The 16959-nt window shown below is 60.1% G+C and carries 11 protein-coding genes; 4 read left to right on the top strand and 7 right to left on the bottom strand.

The annotated features are described in order from the left end of the window. Positions 1 to 11: 11 nt before the first annotated feature. Positions 12 to 542: an RNA pyrophosphohydrolase gene (rppH, locus tag E7738_RS18170; protein WP_031279497.1), complete on the bottom strand. Its 531-nt coding sequence runs from the start codon at positions 540 to 542 to the stop codon at positions 12 to 14. A 684-nt stretch (positions 543 to 1226) separates the two neighbouring features. On the opposite strand from rppH, the gene mutH reads away from it, so the two are divergent. The 4 genes from mutH (at position 1227) to E7738_RS18150 (ending at position 4240) form a co-directional block, all read left to right on the top strand. After that, positions 1227 to 1913, top strand: coding sequence for a DNA mismatch repair endonuclease MutH (mutH, locus tag E7738_RS18165; RefSeq protein WP_058757065.1), 687 nt, complete (start codon positions 1227 to 1229; stop codon positions 1911 to 1913). A 97-nt stretch (positions 1914 to 2010) separates the two neighbouring features. Beyond that, on the top strand, positions 2011 to 2721 hold the full coding sequence (locus E7738_RS18160; RefSeq protein WP_021506699.1) for a TerC family protein: 711 nt from the start codon (positions 2011 to 2013) through the stop codon (positions 2719 to 2721). A 116-nt stretch (positions 2722 to 2837) separates the two neighbouring features. Next, positions 2838 to 3056, top strand: a complete 219-nt coding sequence (locus tag E7738_RS18155; protein WP_021506698.1) for a YgdI/YgdR family lipoprotein — start codon at positions 2838 to 2840, stop codon at positions 3054 to 3056. 143 nt (positions 3057 to 3199) lie between these two features. After that, on the top strand, positions 3200 to 4240 hold the full coding sequence (locus E7738_RS18150; protein WP_021506697.1) for an NADP(H)-dependent aldo-keto reductase: 1041 nt from the start codon (positions 3200 to 3202) through the stop codon (positions 4238 to 4240). Between the two features lie 131 nt (positions 4241 to 4371). On the opposite strand, the gene lplT is transcribed toward E7738_RS18150, so the two are convergent. The 6 genes from lplT to E7738_RS18120 form a co-directional block, all read right to left on the bottom strand. After that, the gene (lplT, locus tag E7738_RS18145; RefSeq protein ID WP_394515917.1) at positions 4372 to 5562 is read right to left on the bottom strand and encodes a lysophospholipid transporter LplT; all 1191 of its coding nucleotides are present in this window, start codon (positions 5560 to 5562) and stop codon (positions 4372 to 4374) included. After that, positions 5559 to 7709 carry a bifunctional acyl-ACP--phospholipid O-acyltransferase/long-chain-fatty-acid--ACP ligase gene (aas, locus tag E7738_RS18140; RefSeq protein ID WP_278707331.1) on the bottom strand — a complete coding sequence of 717 codons (2151 nt, stop codon included), beginning with the start codon at positions 7707 to 7709 and terminating at the stop codon, positions 5559 to 5561. Before aas ends, lplT begins: the two co-directional genes overlap by 4 nt. Positions 7710 to 7799: 90 nt before the next feature. Beyond that, complete coding sequence (locus tag E7738_RS18135) at positions 7800 to 9191, bottom strand: efflux transporter outer membrane subunit (protein WP_372773972.1); 1392 nt, start codon at positions 9189 to 9191, stop codon at positions 7800 to 7802. Between the two features lie 12 nt (positions 9192 to 9203). Beyond that, entirely contained in the window at positions 9204 to 12305 is a 3102-nt protein-coding gene (locus E7738_RS18130) for an efflux RND transporter permease subunit (protein WP_394515916.1), read from the bottom strand. Then, positions 12302 to 15451, bottom strand: coding sequence for a multidrug efflux RND transporter permease subunit (locus E7738_RS18125; protein ID WP_394515915.1), 3150 nt, complete (start codon positions 15449 to 15451; stop codon positions 12302 to 12304). The genes E7738_RS18130 and E7738_RS18125 overlap by 4 nt, the downstream gene beginning before the upstream one ends. Then, complete coding sequence (locus E7738_RS18120; RefSeq protein ID WP_288444562.1) at positions 15448 to 16653, bottom strand: MdtA/MuxA family multidrug efflux RND transporter periplasmic adaptor subunit; 1206 nt, start codon at positions 16651 to 16653, stop codon at positions 15448 to 15450. The genes E7738_RS18125 and E7738_RS18120 overlap by 4 nt, the downstream gene beginning before the upstream one ends. Positions 16654 to 16959 lie beyond the last annotated feature (306 nt).

Here is a 16959-nt window from a genome sequence, read left to right as displayed (position 1 = left end):
AAGGGCGTGGCCTATCCTCTTTTACGTCGATGGGCGGCGTTGTTATTGCGCTGCCCCGCACTCTCCTGCATAGACATCACCACGCCAGCGAATTCCTTCATGACGCGGCGATACACATCGCGCTTGAAAGAGACAACCTGACGTACCGGATACCAGAAGCTGACCCAGCGCCAGCCATCGAACTCCGGCGTGCTGCTGTGTTGCACATTGATATCCGCGTCACTACACATCAACTGCAGAAGAAACCACTTTTGTTTCTGGCCGATACACACCGGCTTTGTGTCCCAACGCACCAAACGTTTTGGCAACTTGTAACGTAACCAGTTACGGGTTGAAGCAAGTATTCGAACATCTTTGCGGTGTAAACCCACTTCTTCGAACAGTTCGCGATACATCGCCTGTTCAGCGGTTTCACCCGGATTGATGCCTCCCTGAGGAAACTGCCAGGAGTGCTGTCCAAAGCGCCTGGCCCATAACACTTGTCCTTGCCTGTTACAGATTACGATACCAACATTCGGGCGGTAGCCATCATCATCGATCACTGGACTACCTCAAAGCTAAATTTGAATAGCCTGATTGTTTCATACTCCTTACAGGCGGTAAACCACTGGATATCCGCGCCGCTGACCGGATAACAATGGGATAACTCACAGATAATAGCCATGTTATAAACAGACAGGGGTATTTAACGGCGATCTTATTCACCTTTTCTGTGGATAGCTTTGTGCAGAACACGGGAATGAGTTGAATAACCGCTTCGGAAAATTCTCATGCACGCCGGGGAGAATAGCACTAAAACCACCATTTATCATAGGGATAGCCTGTTAACCCGTTCAGATACACAGCGTGAAAGCCGGTTATTCTTCCCCACGCGCTTACCGCTGCTCAAAGATCCATCACCGTTGATTTTATCCACAGAGAATGTCCTAAACCTGGGCAGAGAATGGAAAAAAAGCGCGCAGTTCGGCAAAGTCAAGGCTGTAAATGGAAACAGGGGTGGGCAAAACGTGGGGTTATCCCACTTTTCTGTGGATAACTGGGTTTAAGATCCTGTTCATTGTCGATAACAAACCGGGATAACCGCCTCTTTCCCTGGTGAGCGCCAGGTCAATCGCGCTAAAAAAGCATGCTGAATCATGCTATTATCACGTTTACATTGTCCGCCACGATGTGGACAACACGCGCCGACCTTTACTGACCAAATTTTGACCAATGCGAGTTTTATCATGAATTGCCCTGCCGCCTTGCCTGCTGCGCCCCGTAACGAAGCCGAACTGCTTCAGCGTGCCCAACAGCTGGCTGGTCAGAGCTTTGCCGCGCTGGCCGCGCAGCTTGGCCTGCCGATGCCTGCCGATTTACGCCGTGATAAAGGCTGGGTTGGCATGCTGCTGGAGCTGCTGCTTGGCGCCAGCGCCGGCAGTAAAGCCGAGCAGGATTTTGCGCATCTGGGCATTGAACTCAAAACCATTCCGGTCGACGCGCTGGGTAAGCCGCTGGAAACCACCTTTGTCTGCGTGGCACCGCTCACCGGCAACAGCGGCGTTACCTGGCAAACCAGCCACGTGCGCCACAAGCTGGCGCGGGTGCTGTGGATCCCGGTGGAGGGCGATCGCGCCATTCCGCTGGCCGAGCGCCGCGTGGGTTCGCCGCTGCTGTGGCAGCCGAATGCGCAGGAAGAGCAGCAGTTACGTGAGGACTGGGAAGAGCTGATGGACATGATCGTGCTCGGCCAGGTGGAGCGCATCACCGCCCGCCACGGTGCGTGGCTGCAAATCCGGCCGAAAGCGGCCAACAGCAAAGCGCTGACCGAAGCCATCGGCGAACATGGCGAGCCGATCATGACGCTGCCGCGCGGTTTTTATCTTAAGAAGAGCTTTACCGGACCGCTGCTGGCACGGCATTTTCTGCTGTAATTCCCGGTACAACCTCGCCCTTGCAGGATCGCTTTAGGCAGCGCCGCCTGCGCCGTGTATAATTCCCGTTTACTTTTCGTTTAGGAATGAAGGATTCATGTTTGACTGGATTGCTGATCCCAACGCCTGGCTGGCGCTGGGAACATTAACCATTCTGGAAGTGGTGCTGGGTATCGATAACATTATTTTCCTGTCTCTGGTGGTCGCGAAACTGCCGCAGCACCAGCAAAACCGGGCGCGCCGGCTGGGTCTGATGGGGGCGATGTTGATGCGCCTCGGGCTGCTGGCCTCCATCGCCTGGGTGGTGAGACTGACGCAGCCGTTGTTTTCCATCATGGACCACGCCTTCTCCGCGCGCGATCTGATTCTGCTGTTCGGCGGCCTGTTCCTGCTGTGGAAGTCGAGCATGGAGATCCATGAAACCATCGAAGGCGGCGAAGAGGAGCACAAAACCAATGTGCACTCTTTCTTCGGCGCCATCGTGCAGATCATGCTGCTCGACATCATCTTCAGCCTGGATTCGGTGATCACCGCCGTCGGTCTGTCCGATCACCTGTTCATTATGATGGCGGCGGTGGTCATCGCGGTGCTGATGATGATGGTAGCCGCGCGCGCGATTGGCGAGTTTGTTGAGCGGCATCCGTCGGTCAAAATGCTGGCGCTGGCGTTTCTGATTCTGGTCGGCTTTACCCTGATCCTCGAGAGTTTTGGTATGCATGTACCAAAAGGTTACATTTATTTTGCGATGTTCTTCTCCATGGCGGTAGAGTGTCTGAACCTGATGCGCAGCAGGAAAAACAAAGCGTAACCTGTCAAGGGCGAGCGCATCTCGCCCTGTTATTTTAGGAATGATGCGATTACTCCAGCTGGCAAAAGCATTTATTACTACACTTTTGCTGTTGAAGTGGCTTGAGGGAGCTGAGAATGAAAGGGTTGGTAAGTGCAGTGGGCCTGCTGCTGGCGGCGCTGGCATTAAGCGGTTGCAGCAGTGATTACGTTATGGCCACCAAAGATGGCCGCATGATTATGACCGAAGGTAAGCCGTCGATTGATAAAGAAACCGGTCTGGTGCAGTACACCGACGAACAGGGCCATGTTATGCAAATTAATGGTGACGAGGTTTCCACCATCATTGAGCGTTAAGTGCCAAATTGCCTCGCCTGTACGCGTTTTCCCCCTGTGCAGGCGATTTCCCGAACTTTCCCCCCTTCCTTCTGCGCCACTTCACAGGCTATAGTCCCAGAGAACACAACATTCCGTTTCATAATGAAAAAAGGAAGCCGGCAATGCATTATCACCGTATCCCCCATAGCACGCTGGAAGTCAGTCAGCTGGGGTTAGGCACGATGACGTTTGGTGAGCAGAATAGCGAAGCCGACGCCCACCAGCAGCTTGATTACGCCGTTAGCCAGGGTATTAACCTGATTGATACCGCCGAGATGTATCCGGTGCCACCGCGTCCGGAAACCCAGGGCCTGACCGAAAAATACATTGGCAGCTGGCTGCAAAAGCGCGGCAGCCGCGACAAAATCATTCTGGCGAGTAAAGTCGCCGGCCCGGTGCGCGGCAGCGATGCGCTGATTCGCCCCAACCAGGCGCTGGATCGCAAGAACATCCGCGAAGCGCTGGACGCCAGCCTGAAACGCCTCAATACCGATTACCTCGACCTCTACCAGCTGCACTGGCCGCAGCGCCAGACCAACTACTTTGGCAAGCTCGGTTATCAGTACAGTGATAACACCGCCACCGTTACGCTGCTGGAGACGCTGGAAGCGCTGACCGAACAGGTGCGCGCGGGCAAGATCCGTTACATTGGCGTCTCGAACGAAACGGCCTGGGGCGTAATGCGCTACCTGCAGCTGGCGGAGAAGCACGAGCTGCCGCGTATCGTCACCATTCAGAATCCATACAGCCTGCTGAACCGCAGTTTTGAAGTGGGTCTGGCAGAGATTAGCCAGCATGAGGGCGTGGAACTGCTGGCTTATTCCAGCCTGGCCTTTGGTACGCTGAGCGGTAAATACCTCAACGGGGCGAAACCGGCCGGCGCGCGCAATACGCTGTTCAGCCGCTTTACCCGCTACAGCGGCGAGCAGTCACAGCAGGCGATTGCTGCCTACGTGGCGCTGGCGAAACAGCACAACCTGGATCCGTCACAGATGGCGCTGGCCTATGTGCGGCAGCAGCCGTTTGTGGCCAGCACCCTGCTCGGTGCCACCACCATGGAACAGCTGAAGGTTAACGTGGAGAGTTTCAACCTGACGCTGAGCGGCGAGGTGTTAGAGGCGCTGGAAGCGATTCACCGTCAGTACACGTATCCGGCACCGTAATCTCCCTGGTGCGCGTTAACGCGCACCCTACAGGGTTTGTGTTACCCTCGTGTACCTGCTGTGGTTTTGGCGTACGCGCCGGGCCAGGGTAGGGTCGCCATTCATGGCGACCTGGTCCCTTTCTGCACCGCTCAGCGACGCGTTCTCCACCACAGCACGGCAATCGCCATGGCGAACAGCGCGCCGAAGCCCACGCCCGTCGCGACCGCCGGCGCACCCAGCTTAATCGCCACGGTATACAGCCCCAGCATCAGCAGCATCGCGCTGTTCTCACCCAGGTTTTGCACCGCAATCGCGTTGCCAGAACCCACGGTATCTTTGCCGCGCTCCTGCAACAGCGCGTTGAGCGGCACCACAAAGAAGCCGCCGAGCGCACCAATCAGCATCAGCAGCAGATACGCATTCAGCAGGCTATGCTGCAGCGAGAACAGCACCACCATCACGCCAATCAGCACGCCGGCTGGCATGCAGCGCCGCACCGTTTGCAGCGTGACCAGTTTTGCCGCCGCGGCCGCGCCGATCACGATACCGATCGCCACCATGGCATTCAGCGTGGTCGGCGTCTTGTTGTCCGTGATGCCGAGCGCCACCGGCACCCACAGCACCAGCAGGAAGCGCAGCGTGACGCCGGCACCCCAGAACAGGCTGGTGCCGAGCAGCGAGAAACGCGTTTCACCGTTACGCCACAGCAGCTGTGCCGAGGCGATAAAGCTGCGCAGCATCACGCCAGCGTGCCAGCTCTGGCCGGGGCGCGCTGGCTGCAGACGCGGAATGAACAGGTTCGCCACCACCGCCAGTGCGTAAGTGAGCGCACACACCACCAGCGCCGCCAGCAGATGCCAGTCGGCGAGCACGCCGCCTGCCACCGAGCCGAGCAGAATCGCCGCGATAGTCGACGACTCCATCAGCCCGTTGGCTTTCACCAGCCGCGCGCCGCTGGTGATCTCCGTCAGGATGCCGTATTTCGCCGGCGAATACGCCGCCGCGCCGACCCCTACCAGCGTGTAGCCGAGAAACGGATTAAAGCCGAAGCAGATCACCAGCGCACCGAGCAGCTTAAGGCTGTTGGCAAACATCATCACCCGCCCTTTGGCAAAGCTGTCGGCCATCTGTCCGACAAACGGCGCGAGCAGAATGTAAGTGGCCACAAACAGCATCTGCAGGATCGGCTGGCTCCAGTCCGGATAGAACTGACTTTTCAGCAGCGCCAGCGTGGCGAACAGCAGCGCGTTGTCGCCAAAGGCAGAGAAAAACTGTGCCACGATCACCGCCAGCATACTGCGCGACAGCAACGGGGCGTCCGGATTCACCGACTGACTCATGCCCGCTCCTCTTCTGCCAGCTGTTTCAGGCTGACGTAGTCAGGTTTACCGCTGCCCAGCATCGGCAGCTGTTTCATGTAGCGAATGTCGCGCGGCACGGCCAGCTCTGGCGCCCCCAACTCACGCGCGGCCTGCTGCAGCCGGTCGCGGCTGAGTTCACTGTCGGTGGTAAACAGCACCAGCGCTTCGCCACGCTGGCCATCGGGCCGCAGCGACGCCGCGTGCTGTTTCTCCGCCGAGGCTTTCAGGGCAATCTGCTCCACGCTCTCCAGCGACACCATCTCTCCGGCGATTTTGGCGAAGCGTTTAGCGCGCCCCTGAATCTGACAGAAACCGCCCTCGTCAAAGCTGACAATATCCCCGGTATCGTACCAGCCAGCTTCCTGTTCGCCTTCGCCGTTATCCGCCACCGGTGGCTCCAGCACGCCGGGGTTTTCCACCCGCAGGTAGCCGTTCATCACATTCGGACCGCGCAGCTGCAGCCGTCCGCCCTGCTCAATACCGGGTACCGCAATCAGACGTGAATCCATGCCCGGCAGAATACGGCCTACGGTATGCGATTTGGCGGCCATTGGTACGTTGATTGCCACCACCGGTGCACATTCGGTCACGCCGTAACCTTCGAGGATGCGAATGCCGTACTTCTCCATGTAGATCTGGCGCGTGCCTTCCTGCAGCTTCTCGGCACCGGCGACGACGTAGCGCAGCCGGGCGAAATCGTACGGGCTGGCAAAGCGCGCATAGTTGCCGAGGAAGGTGGAGGTGCCGAACAGCACGGTGCAGTTACGGTCATACACCAGCTCCGGCACGATGCGATAGTGCAGCGGGCTGGGATAGAGGAACACCTGCGCGCCGGTCAGCAGCGGCGTGAACAGCCCGACGGTGAGGCCGAAGGCGTGGAACAGCGGCAGCGCCGACATAAAGCGGTCGCGCGGGGTGAAATCCGCCACGGTGCGAATCTGCTCCACATTCGCCAGCAGGCTTTTATGCGAGTGCACCACACCTTTGGGATTGCCTTCCGAGCCGGAGGTAAACAGCACCATTGCCGCGTCTTCTGGCTGCTGGGCAACCTGTGCCCAGCGTGGCAGCAGCAGGTGCGCGAGGATCCACAGTTTGTCCTGCAGCGTGACGGTATCTTTCAGATCCTCCAGATAGATCCACTGCACCTCCGTCAGCCCCTGCGGCAGGTGCCACAGGTTGCCCTTCTCGAGGAACTGGCGCGAGGTAAACACGGTTTTCACCTGCGAGGCGGTCAGCGCCGCGCGCATGCCGTTGATGCCGGCGGTGTAGTTGAGCATGGCCGGCACGCGCCCGCGCAGTGAAGCCCCCAGAATCGCCGCCGCGGTCACCGTGGCGTTCGGCAGCAGCAGGCCAACGAATTCGCCCTGCTGGCTGTAGCGCTCCAGAATGCGTCCGACGCCGAGCGCTTTTTTCAGCAGTCCGGTGTAGCTGTCCGGCTTAAAGTTGATGTCTTCGATGCAGGGTTTGCTCAGCCCGTAACGGGTGCGCGCATTGAGAAAAGCGTCGAACAGCGTTTCGCGCGGGCGCACCGCCATGCGCGCTTCCATCATCACATGATGTAAATGCTCACCGGCCAGCACGCGGCGGTCGCGCGCGCGTTTCGCTTCCGGCATAGGAATTACCGTGGCCGGCAGCACCGTCAGGGTAATGCGCGGGAACAGGCGACGTTTAAATACCCCGGCCAGGCGGCCAAACGGCGTGTACTCTGCGCCTTCAATACGCATCGGCACCACGGTGGCGGCGGATTTCGCAGCGACGAAGCCAGCGCCGCTGTAGATTTTCATCAATGAGCCGGTGACGGTAATGCGCCCTTCCGGAAAGATCACCACCGGACGCCCTTCGTTGATCATGCGCACCAGATGTTTGATCGACATCGGTTTGGTGGGGTCGAGCGGCACGAAGTCGATGACCGGCCTGAGCAGGCGCATATACCACTGTTCGCTGATCGAAGAATAGACGGCGAACACCGGTTTGATGGGCAGAAACAGCGCCAGCAGCACGCCATCGAGAAACGACATATGGTTTGGCGTGATCAGCACTTTTTCTTTGTGCAGGGCAGTCAGATCGCCACGCAGCTCAACGCGCCATAACAGGCGACAGAGGAAACGCAGAACGGTAAATAGCATGCCAGCTCCTTAGCAGCGGTAAAAAATGGTTCTTACCTTGCAGGATCCGGGGATGTTCGACAAGTAGCGCAGTGATTTATCGTGATGAATTCAGGGTGATTCGCCCTGCCAGCCGCCGCCCAGCGCGGCGATCAGCGCCACGCTGCTCACCCACTGGCTGCTCTGCAGCGACAGCAGGCTCTGCTGCTCGCTCAGGCTGCTGTTTTCCGTGGTAGCGACATCAAGGTAATCAATCATGCCGGCGTCATACTGGTTGCGCGTTACGCGTGCTGACTCCTGTGCCGCCACGGCGGCGCGCTGCTGCGCGGCGATTTCCCCCTGCAAGGTATTCAGTTCCACCAGGTTATCTTCCACTTCTCCCAGCGCGCTCAGCACCGTCTGGCGATAGGTGGCCACGCTGGCATCATAGGCGGCACGCGCCTGCGCCACTTTCGCCGAGGTCGCGCCAAAGTCGAGCAGCGTACCGCTGAGCTCCGGCCCCAGCGACCAGGCGCGATTCGGCAGCGACAATAAGCTGTGGATCGCTGAGGCGGTCACGCCACCGCTGGCGCTGAGCGTCAGGTCGGGATAATAACCGGCAATCGCCACCCCGACCGCCGCGTTGGCGGCCGCCACGTTACGTTCGGCATAGGCGATGTCCGGACGGCGCTGCAGCAACGCCGAAGGCAGGCTCTGCGGAATGGACGGCAGCGTGGCATCCAGCTTCGCCACCGGCAACGTAAAGTCGGCTGGCGCACGCCCCAGCAGCAGCGCCACCGCGTGCTCCAGTTGCGCGCGCTGCCACTGATAATCCTGCGCCGAAGCGCGGGCGCTCTCCAGCTGCATCTGTGCCTGCGCCAGGGTTGCGCGGGATTCGCTACCGGCGCGGTACTTGTTGTTAATCACGCTGAGATAGCGCTGATAAGCTTCAATGCTGCGCTGATAGAGCGCGATCTTTTCGTCGATGATGCGCAGCTGAAAATAGTCCTGCGCCAGTTCTGACTGGGCGCTCAGCGTGACATTGGCCAGTTCAGCCTGGCTGGCCTGCGCGCTGGCCTTATCTTCTTCCTGGGTGCGGCGCAGTTTGCCCCACAGATCCAGCTCCCAGCTGGCATTCAGCGTAGCGCTGTGGCTGTTGCTGACGCTGCGCTGACCGCTGGTGCTGGCACGGCTGCCGCTGCGCGTGCTGCTGACATCGTAGTCGAGTGAGGGAAACAGCGCCGCGCGCGACTGCGCGCTCAGCGCCTGGGCTTCGCGATACTGCGCCGCATAACTGGCGACGTTCTGGTTAGAAATGCTCACCTGGCGCAGCAGGCTGGACAAGGTGGCATCGTGATACACCGTCCACCACTCCCCTTTGCGACTGGCGTCCTGCGGCGTGGCCTGCGTCCAGCCTTTGGCCTCTTTATAGTGCGTCGGCAGCGCCATCGCCGGACGCTGATAATCGGGGCCAACGCTACAGCCAGCAACCAGTAGCGCCGCCGTCAGCGCGCCAATGTTCATCATTTTCATCAATCAGGATTCCACATGACGCACGCGCCGCCACTGACGCTGGGTGGCGCGGCTGAGACGATCCAGCCAGAGATAGACCACTGGCGTGGTAAACAGGGTCAGCAGCTGGCTCAGGGCCAGACCGCCGGCAATCGCAATCCCCAGCGGACTGCGTAAATCAGCGTCGCCACCGCTGCCCAGCGCCAGCGGCAGAGCGCCGAAGAAGGCGGCCAGCGTGGTCATCATGATCGGCCGAAAGCGCATCAGGCACGCCTGCGTAATCGCCTGCTGCGGCGACAGCCCCTGGCTGCGCTCGGCGTGCAGGGCAAAATCGATCATCATGATGGCGTTTTTCTTGACGATACCGATCAGCAAAATGATGCCGATCAGCGCAATCACCGTCAGCTGCGTATTGGTCAGCAGCAACAGCAGCAGCGCCCCGACGCCTGCCGACGGCAGCGTGGAGAGAATGGTCAGCGGGTGAATGTAACTCTCATACAGTACGCCCAGGACGATATACACCGCCGCCAGCGCCGCAATAATCAGCCACGGCATGGTGGCGGTGAGCTGAGAGAACGCTGCGGCGGTGCCGGCAAAGCCCGCCTGAATGCTGGAGGGCAACCCCAGCTGTGCCATCGCTTGCTTAATCAGCGTCTGCGCCTGCTCCAGCGACACGCCGTCGTTGAGGTTGAAGGCGATGGTGCTGGTCGCTGACTGGCCCTGATGCGCAACCGACAGCGGCGCGTTGCCGCCGCTGAAGCGGGCAAAGGCCGCCAGCGGCACGCGATCGCCGCTGTCGTTAATCACATACAGTTGTTGCAGCATGGCCGGATCGCGCGTGTCGCTGTCCTGCAGGGCCATCACCACATGGTACTGATTGAGCGTGTGATAGAGCGTGGCAATCTGTCGCTGGCTAAAGGCATTGTTCAGCAGCGTGTCCAGCATCTGCACGTTAACGCCCAGCCGCGTGGCGCGGTCGCGATCGATGTTGATCACCACCTCCTGTCCGCCGGTTTGCGCATCGGAATCCACGCTGTTGAGTTGCGGTATCGCGGCCAGCGCCGCCTGGACTTTCGGCGTCCAGCGGCGCAGCAGATCGAGATCGTCAGCCTGCAGGCTGTACTGATAAGTGGCGTTGGCGCTGCGCCCGCCGATGTGCAGATCCTGCGCGGCCATCAGGAACAGCTGCGCCCCGGCAATATGGCGGGTTTTCAGGCTCAGCCGGTTAGCCACTTCGGTGGCGCTGGCAGTGCGCTGGTCAAAATCTTTCAGCCGGACAAAAAAGTTGGCGCTATTGCGCGAGCCAAACATGCCGCTGCCCATTGACGACATCACGCTGTCTACCGCCGGATCGGCCTCAATGATTTTGGTGAACGCCAGCATCTTTGGCTTCATCGCCTGGAAGGAGATGTTCTGGTCAGCGCGCAGGGCGCCCATCAGCAGGCCGGTGTCCTGATTGGGGAAAAAGCCCTTTTGCACCACGCTAAACAGAAACAGATTGAGCAGCACGGTGAGCAGCAAACTTAGCAGGGTGATCTTCTGGTGCGCCATCACCCACGCCAGGCCACGCGCGTAGGCGGCCAGCAGCGCGTTGAGCGCATTTTCGATCAGCTGATAGAGCGGATGCGGCCGCCGGGTGAGCTGCGGCTTCGGCCGCAGCAGCCGGGCGCACAGCATCGGGGTCAGGCTGAGCGAGACAAACATGGAGATCAGCAGCGAGACCGTCAGCGTCACCGCAAATTCGCGGAACAGGCGGCCAACAATGCTGCCCATCAGCAGAATCGGGATAAACACCGCCACCAGCGACACCGTCATCGACAGCACCGTAAAGCTCACCTCATGGGCACCGCGCAGGGCAGCACGCAGCGGACTCAGACCGGCTTCGATGTGCCGGGTGATATTTTCCAGCACCACGATGGCGTCATCAACAACAAAGCCCGTGGCGATGATCAGCGCCATCAGCGACAGGTTATCGAGACTGTAACCGAGCAGATACATCACCGCGCAGGTGCCGATTAACGACACCGGCAGCGCCAGCGCCGGAATCACCACCGCCTGCAAATTACGCAGGAAGACAAATACCACGGCAATCACCAGCAGCATCGCCACCAGCAGCGTCTCTTCGGTGTCATACAGGGAGGCGCGCACCGTTGGCGAACGGTCTACCACCACTTTGAGCTGGGTATCGGCAGGCAGATCTTTCTCCAGCTGTGGCAGCTGCGCTTTGATGGCGTCAATGGTGTCGAGCATGTTAGCGCCGGCCTGACGCTTGATGGCGATCATCACCGACGGCTGTGAATTGAGAAAGCCGGCCTGATACTGATCCTCCACCGAGTCATACACCGTGGCGACGTCATGCAGTCGCACCGCCTTACCCGCGTGGTAGCTGACTATCAGGTCGCGGTACTGTGCCGCTTTGTCCAGCTGGCCGTTACCGTCCACCATCCAGGACTGGCTGCTGCCCTGCAGCATGCCTTTCGGCAGATTGGTGGTGCTGCTGGATACGGCGCTGCGCACCGTATCCAGCGCAATGCCATAGTGCGTCAGCTGTTGCGGCTGCAGATCAATGCGGACCGCCGGCAGCGCGCTGCCCATCAGCGACACCTCGCCCACGCCCCTGACCTGCCCCATCGCCTGTTCAATTTTGCTTTCGGCGAGGTCATACAGTTCACCCGGCGTGCGCGTGGCGGAGGTAAGCGCCAGCATCACAATCGGCGCGTCCGAGGGATTCGCTTTACGATAGGTCGGCAGCGACTCCATAGCACTCGGTAACAGGCTGCGCGCCGCGTTTATCGCTGCCTGTACGTCGCGCGCCGCGCCATTGATATCGCGGTCAAGTTCAAACTGCAGTATCACGCTGGTCGAGCCCTGCGAGCTGGTCGACGTCATCTCCGTTACACCGGCAATCTGGCCGAGCGAACGCTCCAGCGGCGTCGCCACCGTGGCCGCCATGGTTTCCGGGCTGGCACCGGCCAGGCTGGCGCTGACCATGATGGTAGGAAAATCCACCTGCGGCAGCGGCGCGACGGGCAGCAGCCGGTAGCCCAGCGCCCCGAGCAGCAGGATCGCCAGCGTCAGCAGCAGCGTGGCAACCGGGCGAAAGATGAACAGCCGGGTGATGTTCATGGCTCGCCCCGCGCCTGCTGCTGCCGGCGCTGCACGTAGCGCTTACCGCGCTGCGCCAGCCCATCAAACCACAGATAGATCACCGGGGTGGAGAACAGCGTCAGCACCTGGCTCACCAGCAGGCCACCAACAATCACCAGCCCGAGCGGCTGACGCAGTTCAGCACCCGAACCGGAGGCCAGCATCAGCGGCAGCGCCCCAAGCAGCGCCGCCATGGTGGTCATCAGAATCGGCCGGAAACGCAGCAGGCAGGCCTGATGGATCGCTTCGCGCGGCGTCATATGCTGCTTATGCTGCGCCTCCAGCGCGAAGTCGATCATCATAATGGCGTTCTTTTTAACGATGCCAATCAGCAGAATGACACCAATTAGCGCGATCAGGCTGAATTCGCTGCCCGCCAGCATCAGCGTCAGCAGCGCCCCGACCGCCGCCGACGGCAGCGTGGAGAGAATGGTCACCGGATGAATAAAGCTTTCATACAGAATGCCCAGCACCACGTACATGGTGATCAGCGCCGCCAGAATCAGCCACAGCGTGTTGCCGGTGGCACTCTGAAACGCCGCGGTTTCACCCTGATAACGCAGCGTTATGCTGGCGGGCAGTTTAAGCTGCTGCGTGACCTGCGCAATCGCCCGCTGCCCCTCCTCCAGCGAATAACCGGGGTTAAGATTGAACGACACCATCACCGCCGGGAACTGATTCAGACGCATGTGCATCAGCGCTCCGGTCCGCGCATGCACGCTGGCGATGGCGGTGAGTTTCACCATGCCGGTGGTGGTGGTCTCACTGTCGCTGTCGCTGCTGGTTGATGCGCTGCTGCTCACCGGCAGATAAACGTCATCAAATGACGCCGGCGACTGCTGATACTGCGGCGCCACTTCCAGCACCACGCGATACTGATTCGCCTGGGTAAAAATGGTGGAAACCAGCCGCTGACCAAAGCTGTTGTACAGTGCGGTATCGACGTCGGCTGCCGTGATGCCGTAGCGCGCCGCTTTATCGCGATTCAGCTCCACATAGGCCACGCGCCCCTGATCCTGCAGGTTGCTGACCACGCCATTAAACTCAGGGCGCTGCTGCAGCGCAGCTATCAGCTGCGGCGTCCAGCGCACCAGGTTTTCGCTGTCGGCATCATCAAGGGTGAACTGGTACTGGCTCGGCGTCACCTGATCGTTGACCGTCAGGTCCTGTGCTGGCTGCAGATAAAGCTGAATGCCGGCGACCTGGCGCGCCGCCTGCTGTAGCTGCGCAATCACCTCATCGGCTTTGACGTCGCGCTGGTCAAACGCTTTCAGGTTGATCTGCAGGCGCCCGCTATTGAGGCTGGTGTTATTGCCGTCGATACCAATGGTTGAGGACACACTCTCGACCGCCGGATTTTGCAGGATCACCGTTGCCAGCGCCTGCTGACGCTGCGCCATCGCCGTGAAGGAGACATCCTGCGACGCCACGGTCACTCCCTGAATCAGCCCGGTATCCTGGGTGGGAAAGAACCCTTTCGGGATGGCCAGATACAGCAGCGCGGTGAGTGCAAAGGTTGCCAGCGCCACCAGCAGCGTCAGCTTCTGGTGGTTGAGCACCACGCTGAGCAGGCGGTCATAGCCGCGTACCAGTTTGTCAAACAGCTCGCCGCCTTTGCGCGCAAAGCGTGACTGCTGCGCCTCAGGAATATGCCTTAACAGCCAGGCACACAGCATCGGCGTCAGCGTCAGCGACACCACCATCGACACCAGAATCGAGACGGCCAGGGTGATGGCGAATTCGCGGAACAGCCGTCCGACCACATCGCCCATAAACAGCAGCGGAATCAGGACCGCAATCAGGGAAAACGTGAGGGAAATAATGGTGAAGCCAATCTGCTGCGAGCCTTTCAGCGCGGCCTGCATTGGCGTTTCGCCCTGCTCCAGCCGGCGCGAAATGTTCTCCACCACCACAATCGCGTCATCAATGACAAACCCGGTGGCGATGGTCAGCGCCATCAGCGACAGGTTGTTGAGGCTGAAATCGGCGAGATACATCACGCCAAAGGTGCCAATCAGCGACAGCGGTACTGCCACGCTGGGAATCAGCGTCGCCGCCACGTTGCGCAGAAACAGGAAGGTCACCATCACCACCAGTGCGATCGACAGCATCAGTTCAAACTGTACGTCGCTGATCGAGGCGCGGATGGTCTGCGTGCGATCGGCGAGCACACGCATTTTCACGCCATCCGGCAGCGCCGCCTGCAGTACGGGCAGCTGCTTTTTAATGCTATCCACCACCTGAATGACGTTGGCGCCGGGCTGGCGCTGCACGCTGATGACAATCGCCGGACGGTTATTGGCCCACGCCGACTGAAAGCGATTCTCCGGCCCCTGCTCGATATGGGCGATATCTTTCAGCCGCAGCGCCGCACCGTTCTGCCAGGTGAGAATCAGATTGCCGTATTCGGCCGCGGTGCGCAGCTGGTCGTTGGCGTCGATGGTCACCGAGTGATATTTGCCGTCGAAACCGCCTTTCGAACCGTTGACGTTGCTGTTGGCGATCAGCGTATTGACGTCTTCCAGCGACAGCTTGTGCGCCGCCAGCGCTTTTGGATCCATCTGCACGCGAATCGCCGGCTGATTGCCGCCCGCCAGGGTCACCATCCCCACACCGTTGATTTGCGACAGCTTCAGCGCCACGCGCGTGTTCACCAAATCCTGCACCTCAGTCAGCGGCAGCGTGTCGGAACTGGCGGCCAGCGTGATCACCGCACTGTCGGCCGGATTGACCTTTTTATACGTCGGCGGATTGGGCAGATCGTCCGGTAGCAGATTGTTCGCCGCGTTGATTGCCGCCTGGACTTCCTGTTCGGCGACGTCGAGCGACAGATCGAGGCTGAACTTCAGGGTGATAATCGATGATCCGCCCGAGCTGGCAGACGTCATCTGGCTAAGACCGGCCATCTGACCGAGCTGACGCTCCAGCGGCGAGGTTACGGATGAGGCCATCACGTCCGGGCTGGCGCCAGGATAAAGGGTGGTAACCTGAATGGTCGGATAATCCACCTGCGGCAGCGCCGAGGTGGAGAGAAAGCGATAAGCGAACAGACCGGCGATCAGCACGCCGATCATCAGCAGAATCGTCGCCACCGGGCGCAGGATAAACAGACGAGACGGATTCATGGCTGGGTACTTTTGCTGTCGTCAGCCAGCTGGACTTTGCTGCCGTTAGTCAGACGATCGATCCCCTCGGTCACCAGACGATCGCCTGGCGCCACGCCCTGCAGGATCGCCTGACGATCTTCCCCCAGTGCCGGTCCGGCGGTGACCGCTTTGCGCGTCACGCTATTGTCTTTGTTGATAATAAACACAAAGCTCCCGTCGCTGCTCAGCTGCAGCGCCTGCGCCGGGATCACCGTCGCGTTTTTCAGCGTGCCGGTTTGCAGACGCAGATTAACGAACTGGTTGGCAAACAGCGCTTCGTCCTCGTTAGGAAAGCTGGCTTTCAGTTCGATGGTGCCGGTGCTGGTATCGATCTGATTGCTGATGTACTTCACCTCACCCTGCGCCAGTATGGTGCTGTTGTCCTGATCGAAGGCCGTCGCGGGCAGGCTCTGGCCGTTGCGCAGTGCGCGCGTCAGCTGCGCGATGTAACTCTGCGGCACGCTGAACGTCACGGCGGCAGGCTGCATTTGCGTCACCACCACAATGCCGGTGGTGTCGCTGGTCTGCACCATATTGCCCGGATCGACCAGCCGCAGACCTACGCGGCCGCTGATCGGCGAGGTGATGCGGGCATACTCAATATCCAGTTTTGCGCTGGCGATTTGCGCCTGATCCGCCGCCACCGCGCCCTGATACTGGCCGACGGTAGCAATCTGGCTATCCAGATCCTGGCGCGACAGCGAGTCCTGCGCTGCCAGCTTTTTGTAGCGTGCCAGCGTCAGTTGCGCACTGTGCAGCAGCGCCTGGTTCTGGCTGAGATCGCCCTGATACTGCGCCAGCGTCGCCTGATAACTGCGCGGATCGATCTGCGCCAGCAGCTGACCGGCGCTGACTTTCTGCCCTTCAGTAAAGAACACCTGCTGCAGCTGCCCGGCCACGCGGCTGGTGACGGTGACGCTGGCGTTGGGGATCACCGTGCCGAGCGCATTCAGGTACACCGGCACGTCGGCCGTCGCGGCAATGCCGCTGTGCACCAGCGTTGCCGGGCCGCTCATCTGCGCCGCGCCGCGATGACCGCCTGGCGGCAGGTCGCCGGGTACTGCGCCCCGCTTGCCGCCTGCCACACGCCAGATCACGCCTGCCGCGATCAGCAGCACCAGCAACACAAGCAGCCATTTCAGCCAGCGGGAGAAACCAGAACGGGGAGCATGGATAGTCATCAGCGTCTTCAGATCAGCAAAAGTGTGGGTAAAAACCCCGGTAAGCAGGGGATTATTTCAGCGAAAATCATCACGACGCGCATTATCGGCGGATCGCCAGAACGTTTTCTATACGCAAACCGTAAGCGTTTCGTTAAGAGATGCAGGATTTAAACCGCGCCCGGCAGCGGCCGGTGATGGCGCGCGCAGGCGCTATAAACGGGAGAGGAGGACAACTTACAGGCAAAAAAAACCCACGCATCCGCGTGGGTCGGTGCAACCGAACAGGGTGAATACCACAAGGGTATCGCTGCCGCAGCAGCCGAT

Source organism: Pantoea sp. SGAir0430 (genome assembly GCF_043549295.1).
Note: the sequence above shows the minus strand (reverse complement) of the source record. Positions and strands in the feature narration are given on the sequence as shown.

Bases quoted from the DNA above. Each gene is read 5' to 3' on its own strand.
- E7738_RS18130 (WP_394515916.1), bottom strand. From the start codon at position 12,305: ATGAACATCACCCGGCTGTTCATCTTTCGCCCGGTTGCCACGCTGCTG.
- E7738_RS18155 (WP_021506698.1), top strand. From the start codon at position 2,838: ATGAAAGGGTTGGTAAGTGCAGTGGGCCTGCTGCTGGCGGCGCTGGCA.
- mutH (WP_058757065.1), top strand. From the start codon at position 1,227: ATGAATTGCCCTGCCGCCTTGCCTGCTGCGCCCCGTAACGAAGCCGAA.
- E7738_RS18150 (WP_021506697.1), top strand. From the start codon at position 3,200: ATGCATTATCACCGTATCCCCCATAGCACGCTGGAAGTCAGTCAGCTG.
- E7738_RS18135 (WP_372773972.1), bottom strand. From the start codon at position 9,191: ATGAACATTGGCGCGCTGACGGCGGCGCTACTGGTTGCTGGCTGTAGC.
- aas (WP_278707331.1), bottom strand. From the start codon at position 7,709: ATGCTATTTACCGTTCTGCGTTTCCTCTGTCGCCTGTTATGGCGCGTT.
- E7738_RS18120 (WP_288444562.1), bottom strand. From the start codon at position 16,653: ATGACTATCCATGCTCCCCGTTCTGGTTTCTCCCGCTGGCTGAAATGG.
- E7738_RS18125 (WP_394515915.1), bottom strand. From the start codon at position 15,451: ATGAATCCGTCTCGTCTGTTTATCCTGCGCCCGGTGGCGACGATTCTG.
- lplT (WP_394515917.1), bottom strand. From the start codon at position 5,562: ATGAGTCAGTCGGTGAATCCGGACGCCCCGTTGCTGTCGCGCAGTATG.
- E7738_RS18160 (WP_021506699.1), top strand. From the start codon at position 2,011: ATGTTTGACTGGATTGCTGATCCCAACGCCTGGCTGGCGCTGGGAACA.